This is a genomic window from Paractinoplanes toevensis (assembly GCF_018332695.1).
Lineage (GTDB): Bacteria > Actinomycetota > Actinomycetes > Mycobacteriales > Micromonosporaceae > Actinoplanes > Actinoplanes toevensis.
In genome coordinates, this window is sequence record NZ_BOQN01000019.1 from 51386 (window position 1) to 67921 (window position 16536).

Sequence of the window (16536 nt, forward strand, 5' to 3'; positions counted from 1 at the left end):
GCGGCCGAACAACCGGCCCGGCGTCGAACGCCACCCTACGGCCGCTGTTCGCGCCAGCGGGAGAGCCGCCGTTCACCGCGGTGCAGCCCGGCGTTGACGACTGCCGCGCCTACGCAGACGGCCAGGATCACCGCGTCGAGTTCGGGGCCTCTCAGGTTGGCGATCAGGGCGGCGATGATGTGGCCCACGCCGTCCACCGAGACCATCAGCTCGGCCAGCAGGACGCCCAGCAGGGACAGTGCCGCGCCGATGCGCAGGGCGCCGACCACGTCGGGGACCGTGGCGGGCAGGACCACCATGGTCAGCACCCGGGTGCGGCCGGCGCCCATCGCCCGGGTCGCGGTGATCAGGGTTTCGTCCACCCGGGACGCGGCGGCCATCGTGCCGAGCACCACCGGGACGGCGCCGTGGATGGCACCGAACGCCACCTCGGAGCGGAAGCCCAGGCCGAACCACAGCACGAACAGGGGGTAGAACGGGACCAGCGGCAGCGTGTAGAAGACCGTGAAGATGTCGCGGGCCGCGGGCACCAGCCGTCCGGTGCGGCCCAGGGCCAGCCCGAGCGTGACGCCGACCAGCGCGGTGATCGCGAACGCGCCGAGGAACCGGGTGGTGGTCACGCCCAGGCCGGCCAGGGTGTCGCGGTCGGCCAGGTAGGTGAGGCCGGTGGTGAGCACCCGGGACGGCGGCGCGAGATAGTCGTCGGAGCGGATCACCGTCCGGCACACGAGTTCCCACGCCACCGCCAGCAGGGCGATGCTCAGCCAGCGCAACCTCACCGGGCGGCGAACTTCGGTTCGTAGTAATCGGTCTCCGCCGGGACCTTCTTGGCCAGACCAAGACCGGGAAGGCTTTCGGCGTACGCCTTGAGGCCGTTGACGTTGATTTTGCCGTCGGCGGTGAAATCCTCGGCGAGCTCGTCGAAGGTCCGGACGGCGACCGGCTCCTTCATCGCCAGTTTCGCCACCGAGAGTTGGACGGTGCTGTCCTTGTTGGCCTGCAGGTAGGTGATCGCCTCGGCGTAGGCCTTGGTCAGGTCGGTCACGCGGTCCTGGTTGGCGGCCAGGTATTTGCCGGCCGCGGCGAGGGTGCCGAACTGGCTGTCGGTGGTCAGGTCGGCGATGCGGATCGCGGTCACCGGGGTGCCGGCCGCCTGCAGCGCGTAGGCGAACTCGACCGGCAGGATGATCGCGTCGACGTCACCTTTGTTGAGGGCCGCGGTGTTGGCGGAGGGGGCGCCGAGCGGCACGGCCTTGATGTCCTTGGCGCCGGTCTTCTGGGCGATCAGCTTGACCGTGAAATCGGTGAGCGAGCCGAACTTCGAGATGCCGACCTTCTTGCCGGCCAGGTCGGCGATGGCGCGGATCGGCGAGCGGTCCCGGACGATCACGGCCATCGGGCTGACTGCCGCCGTACCGTAAAAGGCTTTGAGGTCTACGCCGTTCGCGGCCGCGGCGACCACGTCGAGGCCGGTGGCCTCGCCCACGTCGACGCTGCCGCCGGCGATGGCCTTGACCAGGTCGGAGCCGGCCGAGAAGTCGATGATCTGCACGGTCAGGCCGTGCTTGGCGAACAGGTCCTGGGCCTCGGCGGTCCGGGCCGGCAGGGCATGCGTGAAGTCCTGGCCCTGCACGATGCCCAGGCGCAGCGTGGCGGGTTCCGCGCCCGGGTCGGCGGTGCTGTTCGAGGTGTTGCAGGCGGCCAGCAGCAGGAGGGCGGCCAGGGCCGGTCCGATCGTTCGTTTCATCGGCGGAGCGTCCTTTCCAGCGTCGTTGCGAGGAAGGTGAAGACGGTGTTGACGACGATCGTCAGCGCGACCGCGAGGACGACCCAGGCGAACAGGTCGGCGCTCTGGTAGCCCTGGCTGCTCGCGGCCAGTTGGTAGCCGACGCCGTCGTCGCCGGCGATGAACTCGCCGGCGATCACGGTGACCAGGGCCAGCCCGAAGCCGACCCGCAGGCCCGCGACGATGCCGGGCAGCGCCGACGGCACCACGACCGCGCTGATCAGCCGGGCCCGGGAGGCGCCCATCGAGCGCATCGCGGTCAGCAGGCCGGGGTCGGTCTGGCGGACCGCGCGGATGGTGGCGATGGCGATCGGGAAGAAAGCGTAAAGGCCGCCGAGGGCGACCTTCGACGCCGTGCCGAGGCCGAGGGTGGCGGCCAGGACCGGATAGAGAACAACGAGGGGTACGGCCGCGATGGTGGCCAGAAGCGGTTCGTACGCGCGGTTGAGCGTCTCACTCCGTCCGATGAGGACACCGAGCGGGACGGCGAGGACGGTGGCGACCGCGAACCCGATCGTGGCGCGAACCGTGGTGACGGCCATCGCGGCCACCCAGGTCGCCGGGTCCTGCGCTTTCACCGCGGCGGCGACCTCGTCGAGGGGCGGCAGGATCAGCGGGTTGGTCGCGCCGGTCGCGGTCAGCAGCCACCACGCCAGCAGCGTCACGGCGGTGACGGTGGCGTAGGCGGCCGCTTTCATGCCGGCTCCACCTCGAACAGCAGGTCGGTCAGCCGGGCGTGCAGGCGGTGGAACTCGTCCGAGCCGATCTTCGGGCGCGGCCTCGGCACGGTGAGGATCTCCTTGACGGTGGCCGGGCGCGGACTCAGCACGACGATCCGGTCGGAGAGGTAGGCGGCCTCCTGGAGGCTGTGCGTCACGAAGACGACGGTCTTGCCCTCCTCCTCGAGCAGCCGCAGCAACTCGGCGCCCAGCCGCAGGCGGGTCTGCTCGTCGAGGGCGGCGAACGGCTCGTCCAGCAGCAGGATGCCGGCGTCGGAGGCCAGGGCTCGCGCGATCGCGACCCGCTGTCGCATGCCGCCGGACAGCTGGGCCGGGTGCTGGTCGGCGGCGTCGGCCAGGCCGACCTTGGCGAGCAACTCGTCGGCTCGGGCCCGGCGCTGCCGGCGCGGGACGCCGCGCAGTTCGAGCGGGACCTCGACGTTGCGCCGCGCCGAACGCCACGGGAAGAGGGCCAGGTCCTGAAAGACGTACGCAATCCGGGCCGGCAGCGGACCACGCACCCGGTCGCCGTCGACGGTGATCTCGCCGCCGGCCGGCGGCTGCAGGCCGCCGAGAGCGCGCAGCACGCTGCTCTTGCCGCAGCCGGACGGGCCGATCAGGCTGACGAACTCGCCCGGCCGGACATCGAAGGTGATCTTCTCGGCGGCGAGGAGATCACCGTAGCGCAGGTCGAGATCGGTGACGGCGATCCGCACGGGCTTTCACCTCGCAATAGTCACTTTCAAACTACGACATGGATCTATCGTTGTAAATGTTCGCGGTTGCGGTCACGGGATGACCGCAATACATGCCAAGGTGGCCGGATGAGCCGAGAAATTCAGGTCACCTTCGACGCCCACGACCCGGCCGCGCTGTCCACCTTCTGGCGCGACGCCCTCGGATACGTCCACCCGGCCCCGCCCGGCGTCACGCTCCCGCCCGGCGCCGATCCGCTCGCCGCGTGGGACGACTTCCTCGACAAGGTCGGCACGCCGAAGGACCAGCGCAACAACCAGTCCGCCGTGGAGGACCCGGACGGCAAGGGGCCACGGCTGTTCTTCCAGAAGGTGCCCGAGGACAAGGTCGCCAAGAACCGGCTGCACCTCGACGTGCGCGCCGCACCCGGCCTGCGCGGCGACGAACGGATGGCGGCCCTCGAAGCGGAATGCGACCGCCTCGTCGCGCTCGGCGCCAAACGGCTGCGGCGGGACGAGCCCGCTCCCCCGCTCAGCTTCGGCTTCATCGTGATGGCCGACCCCGAGGGCAACGAGTTCTGCCTGGACTGACGTTTAGCGCCGGCCCGTTCCGGGTACGGCGCCCGCCATGTCTTTGGAGTATCGCATCGAACGCCACGGCGACACGACGACAGTCGTACCGTCCGGCGACATCAGCCTGGAGACGGTGGAGATACTCCGCGGGGTGCTGCGCACCGCGGTGGCGACCCACGACGCCGGAAAGATCGACGTCGACATGACCGCCGTGACCTTCCTCGACTCCTCCGGGATCGGGGTGCTGGTCGCGGCGCAACGGGCCGCCGCCGCGCGCGGCACCGAACTCATGCTGCGCGACCCCGGCCCGATCGTCCGGATGGTCCTCGAGGTGTCACACCTGGACACGGTCCTGGTGCGCTGACACCGGCCGGCGCCCGGCCACCCACCGCTCGAAGATGACGGTGGTGAGCGGCGGGATCGAGGCGGCCAGACCGACCAGCGTGCGCAGCAGCGACCAGCGCTCGGCCCGGGCCACCCAGACGGTCGCCACCAGGTAGGCGACGAACAGCGCACCGTGCAGCCGCCCGAACAGCCACACCCCCGCCTCGGTGGTGTGGCTGACATGCTTGAGGTACATGCCGACCAGCAGCCCGGTCCAGGAGACCGCCTCAGCAACGGCAGCGATCCGGAAAGCTGTTGACGCGCGCATGCCTGACTCCTCCATGATCTTGGCTGGCCAGATTACCCGGCTGTCCGTCAGGAGGAGCAGGACAGGTCGGCAGGCGGGTCGGTTCCGACGAGCTGGCGCCACTCGGTCGGTGCCAGGGTGCGATTCGGCCAGGTGCACGCCGTCGTGGCCCACTCGGCGGGATTGATCGTCCAGCCGGTGGGGCGGGCACCCGGGGCGGCGATCCACCAGCGGTCCCCGGGACCGTTCGCGGTTCCGGCGAAGGCCGGATCGCGGGCCTTGGTGTCGAATCCCTCACTCGGGGTGTCCGGCAGAGCCGCCACCTCGCCGAGCAGCGTACGGCTCGGCATGTCCCAGATGCGCAGGCGATCGCCGTCGGTGAGACCGGCGAGCATCCGGCCGTCGGCCGTGAAGTGCAGCTGGTTCGCGGCGCCGCTGAGGCGGCCCAGCAGGCCCCGGTGCGGATCCCACAGCTCGACGGAGTTCTCGGCGGACACCGCCAGCAGGCCGGTGCCGGGTTGGAACTCGAGCACTCCCGGGGCGATCGTTCCGGTTGCCTCGGCCGTGGCCGTCCGGTTGCCGGACGTCATGTCGAACCAGTGGATGGCACCGGTGTCCGCGGCAACCGCGATCATGTTCAGGGCGGGGTCGACCGCGGCTTTCCTGACCCCGTCCGCCCCCGCCGGCAGCCGCAGCTTCCGAAGAACCTTGCCGGTGGCCACGTCGACCAGGGCCGGCTCGTCCTCGTTGCCGGACCACACCAGCACGATGGAGCCGGTCACCGGACGGACGCCGAACGCGCGAACCTGGATGCTCCGTGGCGACCGGACCCGCGGGGGCGGGCATCCGTTCGGCGCGGGCAGCACCTCCAGAACATCATCGGTCGCGCTGACCAGATACTTCCCGTCGGCGGTGAAAGCCAGATCGATGACGTACCGCAGCGGCACGGCGCGGACACGTCCGTCGGCGGGACGGCAGCGGAGGGTGTTGCCGTCCAGCCAGACCGTCGCGCGGCCGTGCGGGTGGACCGCCAGCTCGACGCCGCACGCCTTGCAGGCGTAATCGCCGACCTGGTCCGGCAGCGCTGTCGTGAGCCGCCCCCACCGGTCCAGATCGAACAGGATCGCCGTGCCGGCTCCGGTGGCCAGCAGGCGGCGGCCGTCGGGGCTGAAGGTCAGCGACGTGGCATCGGCGAAACCGGGCAACTCCTCGGTCGCGCCGCCGGCTTCGACGGTGTAGATCGACCGGCCGAACCGGACGGCGACCCGGCGGCCGGTCTCGTCCACCGCGACCACCTGGCTGGCGAGCACCGGCGAGCGGAACGAGACGGCCGCATCAAGACGGGGAACGTAGCCGTGGCCGGCACCGTAGATCATCCAGTAGAAGCTGCGGCCGCCGGCTGACCAGGCCGACCCGGTGGTGGCGTCCTGGGGCATCGGCCCCTCCCGGACGTCCGTCCGCCGGGGCCGCGCGGCGAGCCGCCAGATCTCCGCCCGGCCCCTCTCGTAGCCGACCTGAACGAGGTCGTCACCGAGGAAACCGACGGCGGCGATCTCCCCGTCGATCCCGAAGCGGGGGTGGCCATCCCCGGCTATCCGGGCACGGCGGTGGCCGGAGTCCATGGCCAGGATGTCGGCCCCGCCGGTCGTCGCGATCGCGATCGTGCGGCGGTCCGGGGCGATGGCCGCGGCCACCGGCGCCGGTTGTCCCGGCACGCTCCACTTCAGGGTGGTGCCCGACCACAACCGGACCGTTCCCGCCTGATCAGCGGCCACCACCGACCCGCCGTCCGCGGACACGGCGACCACCGCGATCGGCGAGGATCCGGCGCCGCCGAGAAACTCTTCGGCGGACGCGGAACGGTCGAGGCGCGACACCGAGCCGTCGGCCCGCCCCATCACGATGTCACCGGTCTCGGCGAACGCCACGCCGGTGACCTCGGCGGGCTGCGGAACGAAACGGACCAGGTGCGGGCTGGCCGTGACGGCGGCGAACAGCGCGGATTGGGTCCGCAGGCTCGGGTCGCGCCGCATCGCCTGCGCGGACAGGAGCATGGCGGTGTCCACTCTCGTGGCCGCCACGCTCTGCGCCGCCATCGCCAGCGTGCGGGACTCGGCCAGCGCGGTCTGTTCGACGGCGGCATCGCGCTGCCGGACTGCCAGCACGCCGCCGGTCGCCGCGGCCACCAGCAGGACGGTGAGGACCGCGATGACCAGGCGGGTCAGCCGCAGCACGCCGCGGTGCCGAGCCAGGTCGAGGCCGACCAGGTCGTCCTTCGGTACGCCGTGCAGCGCGGCGGCGAACGTGGCGGCGGCGTCGAGCAGACGGGAATCGCGGGCCGACAGCACTGGTTCGGTGCGCGCCCAGCGCAGGTCGACCCAGAGCGGCTCGCCCGAGTAGGCGCCGGTGAGAAGGCCGGGCAGCGCGCAGTCCGGCCCCGACTCGACGACGTGGTCCAGGCCCCATCGCAGGTCGCCGCCGGTCAGCGCGATCAGAAGGGTGGCCGGCTCGCGGTTGCTCAGCCACCACGCCACCTCCCGCTGAACCCAGGCGGAGCCCGCCGCTTCGGGCGACGCGAGAAGCACGAAGTAGCGGGATCGGACCAGGGCGGCCTCGATGGCCGGCCACAGCCCCGGCGCCGCGGCGAGGTTCGTGCGGTCGCGGAAAACGCGCAGCGCCCGGCGGCGATACCAGGGTCTGGTCAGGTCTTCCAGCGCCCGCTGCAGCGCAGGCGCCAGTGACCCGTCGACGGCGTGGCTGTAGGAGATGAACGCGTCGAATTCCCCATCGGCGGCTCGTTCCATTGCTCCTCGCCGGGTGTGGTCGGTCCGGGGGCGGAATTGCCCGCGACCAGCATGAACCAACGCCGACTGATTTCGGGGGATCTGGTAGGAATGGCCGATCGTGCCGGACAGGTTACGTCGCACTCAACATCTTGTCGGGGTTGGCCACCACGTAGATGCCGCGGATCAGGCCGTCGGCCGTGTCGAGCAGCAGCAGGTGCCGCGACACCGGGTAGGTGACCAGGAACGCCGGCAACCCATTCAAAACCAAGGATTCAACCGAGAATTGCGGCATACGCGAATAGATGCTGCCGAAGAAGCGGGCCACCTTGGCCGGCGTGTAAATCGGGTTGAGCGCGGTGCGCACCCGGCCGCCGCCGTCCGACCAGGAGACGACGTCGGCGTGCAGGAGGCTGCGCAGCGTGGCCAGGTCACCGTCCCGGGCGGCCGCGACGAAGCTCTTGAGCAGCCGCTCGTGCTCCTGGGGCGCGGGGGTGAACCGCGCGTGGTCGCTGCGCAGGGCCTCCTGCGCGCGGTGCAGCAATTGCCGGCAGTCGGTCTCCGTGCGGCCGACGATCTCCGCGACCTCCTCGTAGGGCACGTCGAACGCGGTGCGCAGCACGTAGACCGCCCGCTGCGGCGGGGTGAGCTGCTCCATCAGGTGCAGTACGGCGTACGACAGATCGGTGGTGTCGACCGCCTCGGCGGGAGCCGGCTCGGGCAGCCATTCCCCCACGTAGCTCTCCCGGCGGGCCTGCCGGGCCCGCAGATGGTCGACGGCGAGCCGCGCCACCACCCGGGTCAGGTAGCGGCGCGGCTGTTCGACATTGCTGCGGTCGGCGCCGGCCCAGCGCAGGTAGGCCTCCTGCAGGACGTCCTCGGCGTCGTGCAGGCTGCCCACCATCCGGTAGGCGAGCCCGAGCAGCATGGGCCGGTGCCGGACGAACTCGTCGGTCACGCCAGCGGCGGCGGAGGCTGTCGCGTCGAGATCACGATCCGGTTCCACACGTTGATGGTGCCAATAGCGATGATGAGGTTGGCGACCTCCTCCTCGGACCACTCCTTCGCGGCCTCGGCCCACACCTCGTCGGAGACCTCGACCCGGGTCACCGCGTCGGTCAGCGCCAGGGCGGCCCGCTCCTTCGGGGTGAAGAAGCCGGCCGCCTCCCGCCAGGCCGCCACTGCGAACAGCCGGCGCTGGTTCTCCCCGTCGGCGAGGGCCTCGGTGGTGTGCATGTCGATGCAGAAGGCACAGCCGTTCAGCACCGACGCCCGGATCTTGATGAGGTGCAGCACGGTGGGTTCGACGTTGGCCCGCCCGTACTTCTCGAGCTGAGCCACCGCCGCGTAGCCGGCCGGAACCACGTCCGCCAGCGCCATTCGTTGAGTCATGCGAACACGACGGAGGCGGCCGGCCCCGGCGTGACAATCACGCGGGTGACGGCGGCCACAGGTCGATCGCGGCCAGGGCGGTCTCCTTGACGGTGGCCGGGGCGGCGCTCGCCTGGACGGACGTGCGGGCACAGGCGGCCAGGAGGGTGTCGTCCAGGCCGAGGTCGTGGCGGGCCACCTCGTACTCGTGCCGGACGCCGACGCCGAACAGGGTCGGGTCGTCGGCGTTGATCGAGCAGCGCACACCCGCCGCGAGCAGGGCCGGCAGCGGGTGGGCGGCCAGGCTCGGCACAACGCCGAGCAGCAGGTTCGAGGTCGGGCAGACGTCCAGGACGGTGCCGGTCGCGGCCAGCTCGGCGACCAGGGCCGGGTCCTCCACCGATCGGACGCCGTGCTGCACGCGGTCGGCGCCGAGCAGGGTCACCGCCTCGCGCACCGACTCCGGGCCGACCAGCTCGCCGGCGTGCGGGACGGCGAGCAGCCCGGCGTCGCGGGCCGTCACGAACGCCTTCTGGAAGTCGCGGGCCGGGAAGCCGCGCTCCTCGGCGTGCAGGCCCAGGCCGACCACGCCCCGGCCGGCGTGCCGGGCCGCGGCCGAGGCCAGCTCGAGGGCGGCGTCGGGACCGGCGGTGCGGTCGATCGCCACGATGACGCCGGTCCACACGCCGTGTTTCGCGGCGGCGTCGGCCGCGAAACCGCACAGTGCCTCGATCGCCGCGTCCAGCGACCCGAACACCGGCGTGTACCAGCTCGGGGTGGTGGCCAGCTCGATCGCGACGACCCCGTCGGCGGCGGCGTCCTCGACCGCCTCCTCGATCAGCCGGGCCAGCCGGGCCGGCGAGTCGAGCAGCGTGGTCAGCCCGTAGTAGGCGGTCACGAACTCGGTGAACCCGGTGTACTCGAAGCTGGATCGGGCCGGCCGGCCGGAGAACTCGGCCATGGTGGCCGGCCGCATCGTCGCCTCCAGATGGATGTGCAGGTGGGCCTTGGGCAGGGCGCGCAGGTCACGCACGGTTTTCCTCCGGGATGCGTACGGGTAGGGAGGCCAGCGACATGAGCACCTCGCTCTGGATCCAGCCGGGTGGGCCGGCCGGGCGGAGCCCGGGGTAACGGGCCGCCAGGTAGCGCAGCGCCTCCTCGATCTCGACCTGGGCGAGGCCGGCGCCGATGCAGTAGTGCGGGCCGCCGCCGAAGACGAGCGATCGGCGCTGGTCGGCCCGGCCCGGGTCGAAGTCGAGCGGCGAGGCGAAGACGGTTTCGTCGTGGTGGCCGGAGAGCACCGAGCAGCGCACCCAGGTGCCGGCCGGCACCGCGAGACCGTCGATCACCGTGTCGGTCAGGGCCTTGCGGTTGATGTAGCCGACCCGCGGCGTGAGCCGCTCGGCCTCGACCGCGGCGCCGGCCGCCAGGGCCGGGTCGGCGGCCAGCCGCTGCCAGCGGGCCGGGTCGGCCAGCGTGTGCATGAGGGTGACGCCGAGCTGGCTGGCGGTGTTGTCGGTGCTGGCCGACAGCAGTTCGGCGGCCACTCCGGTCAGCTCCTCGTCGGTCAGGGCGCCCGCCTCGTGCCGGCCGAGCATCGCCGACAGAAGGTCGTCACCCGGGTCGGCCCGGCGCTCTTCGATGAGGCTCAGGACGTACGCCTCAAGCCCTCGACCTGCCTCGATGATCTCGTCGCGGTGGGCCGGATCCTGCAAGAAGACCTTGAGGAGGGAATCGGACCAGGCGCACAGCCGGGCCGCGTCCGCGGCCGGCGCGCCCACCATCCGGGTGAAAACCAGGCCCGGCAGGGGTACGCACAGGGCCGTGACCAGGTCGATCACTGTTCCGGGGGCGGGGTCGCCGATCAGCTCCCGGCACGTGTCCCGGATGAACGGGAGCCACTGCTCCACCCGGGCCGGCGCGAACCAGGCGGCGGCCGCTCCCCGCAGCCGGGTGTGGTCGCGGCCGTGCACGGAGAGCATGCCGCTCAGGCCGGTCGCTCCCGGTGCCGTGTCGCCGAGGCCGGCGACGGCCTTGAGGTCGGCGACGTCCGGGACCAGGCGGCGGTCGGTAAGGAACCGCCAGACCTGGTCGTAACGCAGGATCTCGAGGCCGCGACGGCTGCGGAACGCCCAGTCGGCCGCGCGGTGGGCGGCGAGGAAGGCCGCCGGGTCCTCAGCGAGGAGCGGATCGTCCACGTCCATCCAGGCAAGGTCGTCCACGCCGCGCGGGGCCGCCGATTCTTTGGTTCCGAGCGCCATGACAACAAAAAACACGGGATTAGTGTCGCCCGACCGCCATTGATGTTTCGGATTTGTAACATGCCACCATTGCGGCGTGGACGATCTGGACGAACGGCTCATCGGCGAACTGGCCCACGACGGCCGCGCGTCGTTCCGCACCCTCGCCGACCGCACCGGCATCTCCCCCAGCGCCGCCCGGACCCGGGTCACCCGGCTGATCGACTCGGGCGTCGTCGGCGTCTTCGCCCAGGCCCACCCGGCCGTCCTCGGCCAGCCGGTGATCCACCTGCTCACCCTCACCGGCCGCACCGGCGACCTGCCCGACCCCGACACGGTGCCGGCCCTGGACGGCTCCGCGTGGATCGCGCGGGTCACCACCGCCCCGGCCCTGCTCGTCCAGATGTCCACCCCCGACCTGGACACCGTGCGCGCCGAGATGGCCCACCTGGGCACGCTGCCCTGGGTCGAGCACGTGCGGGCCGACATCTACGTACGCCTGCACGCCGGTCCCGGCGCGGGCGGCCTCACCCACACCCAGCCGGGCCCGTGGACCGCCGAGGCCCGCCCGCTGGACGACACCGACCTGGCCCTGGTGGCCCGGTTGCGCACCGACGGCCGAGCCGCGTACACCGATCTCGCGGCCGCCGTCGGCCGGTCGGTCGCCGCTACCCGGGCCCGGGTCCTGCACCTGCTGGCCGGCGGAGCGGTCCGGCTGACCACCGTCGTGCGGCACCCGGCCGGGCCGGCCGAACAGGCCCAGCTGGCCCTGCGCGCCGACGCACACCGGCGCGCCTCGCTCCTGACCACGCTGACCGGCACGCCTGGCGTCGACTACATCGCCGAGTCCACCGGCGATCACGACCTGCACTGCTCGATCGGCGCCCCGACGGTGCCGGAGCTGGCCGCCCTGACCACGACGCTGGCCGCGCTGCCCGGCGTGCTGTCCCACACGGTCCAGCCGGTCCGCGTTCTGCGGCACCGTCTGGCCTGGACGTCCGGCGTCGTCGAGCAGCGCCTGCCACCACCGCACGCCCGCGTGGCCCACGCCTGATCCAACGGTCGTCCGCATCGGAGGACTGCCACCGCAGGCTGGTCGATCTCGACGGAGCCCGCCTGCGGGACTTCCCCGACGACGTGGCCGCACTGCTCGACGACCGCGGTCGGCGAGGACAACTACCCCGGCGACAGCAAGCCGGCCAACAGCGGGCCGGGTGACCGGGGTGTGCTCAACGCCATGGCGTCCAACCACTTCAACGTCGCTGACGCCCTGGTCGGCGCCGCGCGGAAGCCACCGATCGTCTGGGTGCGCGGCGACCGGGACGTGATCGTGTCGGACACGTCGCTGTTCGACCGGGCGTACCTGGGTTCGCTCGGCGAAGTGCCGGAGTGGCCCGGCGCCGACGCATGCCCACCGCAACCGATGGTCGCCAGACCCGTGCGGTGCTGCGGCGATACGCGGGCGACGGTGGCAGCCTCCGTGAGGTCGTCTACGACAACTGCGGCCCCTCACCACACATCGAACGCCCGGCCGAGCTGCTCCGCCGCTTTTGCCGTGGACGCGCAACCGGCCTCGCCGGACGGAACTTTATCGCCTTCGGCGCCTCTGACGCGGACGCCTGCGCCGCTCGTGGGTGACATCAACTTCGGTCCGTGTCAGCACCGCAGAAGCGCTGAGATCATCTGTGGGCCGAGCAGCAAGGCCGGCGGCTACCAACGCAGCGGCATGGCAGTCGGCATTTTTCGAACGATTCCGTTTCCCGCGTGATTTGCCCGCAGTGCGGTTTGGTCCGTGTAACGCTCTTCGTTACACCTGCGCACGATCGGCGGCGGATCCGGATGCGACGGATGCCGGGCGGTTCCCCGGCAGTCCCGCGTCAGCCTGTCAGCGCTTGGCGTGGAAGGCCTCGACGATCGAAGCTGGAATACGCCCTCGCTCCGACACCTCGTGCCCGTTCTTGATGGCCCATCGGCGGATGGCCTGGTTCTGCTCGCGGCTTGTCCGGCTGGGCATCACCGCGGCGCGGGACCCGATCCGGCCATTCGAAGCGGCACGACCGACACGGGAAGCGACCGTGAGGTACGGGTCGAGTGCCTTGCGAAGCTTGCCGGCGTTCTTGTCCGACAGATCGATGGTGTAGTTGATGCCATCGAGTCCGAAATCGATCGTGCGGTCGGCGTCTCCGCCGTCGATGTCGTCGGTGAGTACCGTGATGATTTGCTTGGCCATAGTCTCTTACTCCCCGAAGTACGAAGGCGCGGTCAAATACGCCGATGCAGTCACCATAGCCGCTGCGGCCGTTTTTACGTTCGGCGCGTCGGCAATTCCGGGACTTGTACGCCTACTGTGCCCCGCTCACCACAGTCCGCGTTACTCCCACTGCCGGTTTCCGGCAGCAGGCACTGCAGAGGAGAGCAGTGCGGAAAGGCGGTCCAGTTCGCTGGCAGTGCCCAATTCGGTGCGGTTTTCAGGGTGTGTCACATACTCGCGGATCGCGGCCGCGAGGTAGGACGGCTCCGTGGTCAGCCTGATCCTGCGATTTCCTGGCTGTAACACCGCAGTGGCCGTGCCGGCACCCCGTCGATGAGACACAAGGTCGGGCGCGGCCTGCCACGGGGTGAGGTGGGTGCGTATCTGCCGGTAGCGCACACCGCCGGGTTCCAGGCGCACCGTGAAGCGATAGGGCGAACCGAGAATGAACAGCACGGCGGCACCGGCCACCGAGACCGGCAGGAATGCCCATCGAAACCTGGTCGCCACCCCGATCCAACCATCCAGGGCGGCGACAAGGCGGCCACGCCGACTCCCGATGTTGATCATGGTCACCGACCCTAGAGGCACCGGCAAGCCCAGCGGATCGGCGCTTCGGTCCGGCCACGCGCCAGCGATCAAGTGATCTGGCGTACGCCCCGCGCCGTCGTCATGCCGTCGTGTGGCGACCGAATGCGGCCATCGGCTCGCCGGTGGCCTTCTCGTAGCGCATGACCAATCGCAGTCCTGGGTGCTCGACAGCGCGCAGCGTCGCACTCGAGTCCAGGTCCACCCCGGTCTCGTCGCCCTTCGTCGGTGGGTCTTCAGGCGATGCCGCCACATCGACGATCCGACAATGCGCTCGGCGGGCGTGGTTTCTCCACAGGGCCGTCCAGGAAGAGTATCCCCCGCTCAACGGGATGCCTCCGGTCAGCGTGACATGAGAGAAGGCGATCGTAGGCTTGGAAGCGCCGATGCCCTACGGTCGAGCACATCGACACAATTTCGGCGGGGGCATTTCACATGGTCTTCAACCGGCCGCTGGTGAAGTGGGGTTTGCTTGGCGCGGTTGTCTTCGGGCTGCTGGCGGCCGGCGTCTTCTTCGTCGACGACAAGCTCCGCCAAGACATCGTTGAGCACGGCACCCGCACGCGGGCGGTCATCATCAGCGACCACGACGACGAGATCGACCACTGGTTCATGGTCAGCTACACCGTCCAGGGCAAGCAGCACAGCGCGAACCTCCGCCACCCCTGGGTCATGGACAAGGTCCGCGAGGGCCAGGAGTTGACCGTCTACGCCGACCGGGCGAATCCGGAACTGATCGCCACCGAGGACGGCTACGCAACGCCAGTGTGGACCTCTGCTCCTGGCGCACTCGCTGTCTTGGCGCTGCTCGGCGTCTTTGTGGCCGCCGTCGAAGGCTGGCGTTCCCTCCGCCGCGGAGGCCGAGCCGCTCCACGAGACACTCCCTGATCGAGGAACTATCTGGTTGTGCAGGACGATCTCCCGTCGGAGCGGCAGAATCGCTGGTCGGTATCGCGGCGTTTCGTCAACGTGGACTGGCGTATGCGGTGCGGCGCACCACAGTCGCACACGGCCGCATCGGTGCCACGCTATCGAGATCGGAAGTCCACCCTGCTCGGCCTCGTCACCGCCGCGGACGGACAGCGGGCGGCCCGTCGCATCACCTGGCGGCAAGGCCGCGCCGGCGTGGCGGACGGCCGCAGAAGATGTCCTCGCGGTTCGCGATCCTGCAGATCCGTCCGGCCGGGCGGGTGCTGGATATTCTCCCGCCGTGTCCCAGCTTCCCCGCAACGGATCCGGCGTCGACGTCGGCGCGATTGATCTCGATGTTGCGTCCGACGGAGGACCGGCGCGGCCCGGGCGGCAGTTCCGGCGAATGTTCCTGACCACTCTGCTGGCGGTCGCAGTGGGGCTGGTCGCGGTCGTCGGTTGGTTCGGCTGGCAGGTGGCGTCGCAGAAGGACGCGCGGCTCTCCACGCCCGGCACGGTCGGCTCGTTGCGGTTGGACGGTTCGGACGACGGGCGGTCGAAGGCCGCTCGACTGGGTGCGGAGTTGTCCAGCATCGTCGACCTCGACGCGACCGTGGGCGCGGTCTACCTGGACGGCACCGGCAAGGACGTGCTCTTCCTCGGCGGCACCAGAACGCTGTGGGCGCCGGGCAGCGTCTTGGACTCGGTGCTTGCCACGCTTGCCGACCACGACGGCTCCGCGCCGATGAACCTACATTCGGTCAATGCCGGCTCTCTCGGCGGAGTCATGAAATGCGGGTCGCTGAGCCGCGACGACGTGACCATCTGCGGCTGGCCGATCATGGGTGTCTGGCGCTGGCCAGGTTCAGCGGCCGCGGTGAACCCGAGTCCGCGCAACTCCTCCGCCAGATCAGAAACGCGAGCCAGACCCGTTCCTGACGGCATGCGTCCGGGCCGCGCTCAGCGGCGCCGGCCGGTCGAGGTCCGTCGGATCCGGCGCCGGCGGAACGTGACGATGGCGGTCGGTGTCGCGGCCGCCAGGAGTGCCCGGTGGCGACGGCGAGCAGCCGGCCCCTCTCCGGCGTGGGGCGAGGGCGGGATGCTCGGCCTCGTAGGCCGGGCAGGCGTACCGGATGAGCTGGTGGCCGCAGGTCACGCGTGCGCGGTAGGCCAGCGTGACTCATCCGCGTGGGCGATCCGGAAACCGGCTGACTCTGACTTACCGGCCGTCACCTTACGTAGGGAGCGGCGGCCCAAATTCGCTCGGTCAAACACGTTCCATTACTGTTGAGGCCGTAGCAGCAGCAACCAGATCGAGCAGGTAGCTGCTGGAATCCCCGGTGTGGCGGACCGCCTCTACCTGTTGCGGATATGCGCGCCGGTTGCCGCTTCTATAGTCGGTAGGCATCAGCCGTTCGATACGCTGTACCCGCCAGAGTCGTTGCACACTCCGTTGCGACGCCCGCTCCACCTCGTCAACCACGTAGCCGTCGGCAACGCTGACGCTGCCGCGCACTCGCACCCACGCGCCTCGGTCTGGAAGTGGCTCTTCCGGGTCCGAATCGGGATCGCGGTCGTTGACGCCTGCGATAACGCCCGGCCCGGCCGTAGCTTCGGTGACATAGACGGGGATGCCGACCACCTCGAGCAACCATCCGCCCAGCCGGCATGTGCTCGCGAACGGAACCGCGACGCCGGTAAGGATCAACTCGTCGGCTGTCCCGGCGTCGGCAGAACGGCGTACCGGCGCTTGGCGGCCCTCTTGATTCGAGACACGCGCTCGGTGGCGGCAATAGATTTCCAGAGCCAAAGGCACTTCAGTGCCCACTTCGGTGCGGAAATCAGAACTCTCGACCAACCCGGGTGCAACTAAGACACCGGGCAGAATCAATGACATCCACCCATTATCTGTCACCCGACGTGCGCGTTCTTATGGGGATGATGAGTGCACTCGTCAATGTCGAGCGCGAACCCGGGCTCCACCGGAGGA

The 16536-nt window shown here is 70.5% G+C and carries 19 protein-coding genes; 6 read left to right on the forward strand and 13 right to left on the reverse strand.

Annotated elements, in window-relative coordinates:
* Nucleotides 1–35: 35 nt before the first annotated feature.
* From Ato02nite_RS07820 to Ato02nite_RS07835, 4 genes are read right to left on the reverse strand one after another with little or no spacing between them, the layout of a single operon-like run.
* Nucleotides 36–779 (reverse strand): ABC transporter permease, encoded by a 744-nt coding sequence (locus Ato02nite_RS07820; RefSeq protein ID WP_213005728.1) that lies wholly within the window; start codon nucleotides 777–779, stop codon nucleotides 36–38.
* The gene (locus Ato02nite_RS07825; protein WP_213005729.1) at nucleotides 776–1747 is read right to left on the reverse strand and encodes an ABC transporter substrate-binding protein; all 972 of its coding nucleotides are present in this window, start codon (nucleotides 1745–1747) and stop codon (nucleotides 776–778) included. The genes Ato02nite_RS07820 and Ato02nite_RS07825 overlap by 4 nt, the downstream gene beginning before the upstream one ends.
* Complete coding sequence (locus tag Ato02nite_RS07830; protein ID WP_213005730.1) at nucleotides 1744–2484, reverse strand: ABC transporter permease; 741 nt, start codon at nucleotides 2482–2484, stop codon at nucleotides 1744–1746. Before Ato02nite_RS07830 ends, Ato02nite_RS07825 begins: the two co-directional genes overlap by 4 nt.
* Nucleotides 2481–3221: an ABC transporter ATP-binding protein gene (locus tag Ato02nite_RS07835; protein WP_213005731.1), complete on the reverse strand. Its 741-nt coding sequence runs from the start codon at nucleotides 3219–3221 to the stop codon at nucleotides 2481–2483. Before Ato02nite_RS07835 ends, Ato02nite_RS07830 begins: the two co-directional genes overlap by 4 nt.
* A gap of 108 nt (nucleotides 3222–3329) precedes the next feature.
* Between Ato02nite_RS07835 and Ato02nite_RS07840 the strand changes: the two genes are divergently transcribed.
* On the forward strand, nucleotides 3330–3791 hold the full coding sequence (locus Ato02nite_RS07840; RefSeq protein WP_213005732.1) for a VOC family protein: 462 nt from the start codon (nucleotides 3330–3332) through the stop codon (nucleotides 3789–3791).
* A 37-nt stretch (nucleotides 3792–3828) separates the two neighbouring features.
* Nucleotides 3829–4137 carry an STAS domain-containing protein gene (locus Ato02nite_RS07845; RefSeq protein ID WP_213005733.1) on the forward strand — a complete coding sequence of 103 codons (309 nt, stop codon included), beginning with the start codon at nucleotides 3829–3831 and terminating at the stop codon, nucleotides 4135–4137.
* On the opposite strand, the gene Ato02nite_RS07850 is transcribed toward Ato02nite_RS07845, so the two are convergent.
* The 6 genes from Ato02nite_RS07850 to Ato02nite_RS07875 all read right to left on the reverse strand — a co-directional run bounded on the left by Ato02nite_RS07850 (nucleotide 4108) and on the right by Ato02nite_RS07875 (nucleotide 10819).
* The gene (locus tag Ato02nite_RS07850; protein ID WP_213005734.1) at nucleotides 4108–4425 is read right to left on the reverse strand and encodes a DUF3817 domain-containing protein; all 318 of its coding nucleotides are present in this window, start codon (nucleotides 4423–4425) and stop codon (nucleotides 4108–4110) included. The two genes, Ato02nite_RS07845 and Ato02nite_RS07850, sit on opposite strands and share 30 nt — an antisense overlap.
* A 47-nt stretch (nucleotides 4426–4472) precedes the next feature.
* Nucleotides 4473–7208, reverse strand: coding sequence for a TIR domain-containing protein (locus Ato02nite_RS07855; RefSeq protein ID WP_213005735.1), 2736 nt, complete (start codon nucleotides 7206–7208; stop codon nucleotides 4473–4475).
* A 112-nt stretch (nucleotides 7209–7320) separates the two neighbouring features.
* Nucleotides 7321–8145, reverse strand: a complete 825-nt coding sequence (sigJ, locus tag Ato02nite_RS07860) for an RNA polymerase sigma factor SigJ (RefSeq protein WP_246606262.1) — start codon at nucleotides 8143–8145, stop codon at nucleotides 7321–7323.
* A complete protein-coding gene (locus Ato02nite_RS07865; protein WP_246606266.1) occupies nucleotides 8142–8579 on the reverse strand; it encodes a carboxymuconolactone decarboxylase family protein in 438 nt (145 codons plus the stop codon). Before Ato02nite_RS07865 ends, sigJ begins: the two co-directional genes overlap by 4 nt.
* 37 nt (nucleotides 8580–8616) lie before the next feature.
* Nucleotides 8617–9591, reverse strand: a complete 975-nt coding sequence (gene add / locus Ato02nite_RS07870; RefSeq protein ID WP_213005736.1) for an adenosine deaminase — start codon at nucleotides 9589–9591, stop codon at nucleotides 8617–8619.
* Nucleotides 9584–10819, reverse strand: coding sequence for a cytochrome P450 (locus tag Ato02nite_RS07875; protein ID WP_213005737.1), 1236 nt, complete (start codon nucleotides 10817–10819; stop codon nucleotides 9584–9586). Before Ato02nite_RS07875 ends, add begins: the two co-directional genes overlap by 8 nt.
* A 76-nt stretch (nucleotides 10820–10895) precedes the next feature.
* Between Ato02nite_RS07875 and Ato02nite_RS07880 the strand changes: the two genes are divergently transcribed.
* Nucleotides 10896–11852 carry an Lrp/AsnC family transcriptional regulator gene (locus Ato02nite_RS07880; RefSeq protein WP_213005738.1) on the forward strand — a complete coding sequence of 319 codons (957 nt, stop codon included), beginning with the start codon at nucleotides 10896–10898 and terminating at the stop codon, nucleotides 11850–11852.
* 171 nt (nucleotides 11853–12023) lie between these two features.
* A complete protein-coding gene (locus Ato02nite_RS51395) occupies nucleotides 12024–12566 on the forward strand; it encodes a hypothetical protein (protein WP_246606268.1) in 543 nt (180 codons plus the stop codon).
* Nucleotides 12567–12683: 117 nt separating this feature from the next.
* Here Ato02nite_RS51395 and Ato02nite_RS07890 read toward each other — a convergent pair whose 3' ends face one another.
* Nucleotides 12684–13028, reverse strand: a complete 345-nt coding sequence (locus Ato02nite_RS07890; protein WP_213005739.1) for a histone-like nucleoid-structuring protein Lsr2 — start codon at nucleotides 13026–13028, stop codon at nucleotides 12684–12686.
* 141 nt (nucleotides 13029–13169) lie between these two features.
* Nucleotides 13170–13619 (reverse strand): hypothetical protein, encoded by a 450-nt coding sequence (locus Ato02nite_RS07895; RefSeq protein ID WP_213005740.1) that lies wholly within the window; start codon nucleotides 13617–13619, stop codon nucleotides 13170–13172.
* Between the two features lie 453 nt (nucleotides 13620–14072).
* Between Ato02nite_RS07895 and Ato02nite_RS07900 the strand changes: the two genes are divergently transcribed.
* A complete protein-coding gene (locus tag Ato02nite_RS07900; protein WP_213005741.1) occupies nucleotides 14073–14525 on the forward strand; it encodes a hypothetical protein in 453 nt (150 codons plus the stop codon).
* A 322-nt stretch (nucleotides 14526–14847) separates the two neighbouring features.
* Nucleotides 14848–15837: a hypothetical protein gene (locus Ato02nite_RS07905; protein WP_213005742.1), complete on the forward strand. Its 990-nt coding sequence runs from the start codon at nucleotides 14848–14850 to the stop codon at nucleotides 15835–15837.
* Here the strand turns inward: Ato02nite_RS07905 and Ato02nite_RS07910 are convergent.
* Nucleotides 15814–16443 (reverse strand): hypothetical protein, encoded by a 630-nt coding sequence (locus Ato02nite_RS07910; protein WP_213005743.1) that lies wholly within the window; start codon nucleotides 16441–16443, stop codon nucleotides 15814–15816. The genes Ato02nite_RS07905 and Ato02nite_RS07910 overlap by 24 nt on opposite strands.
* Nucleotides 16444–16536 lie beyond the last annotated feature (93 nt).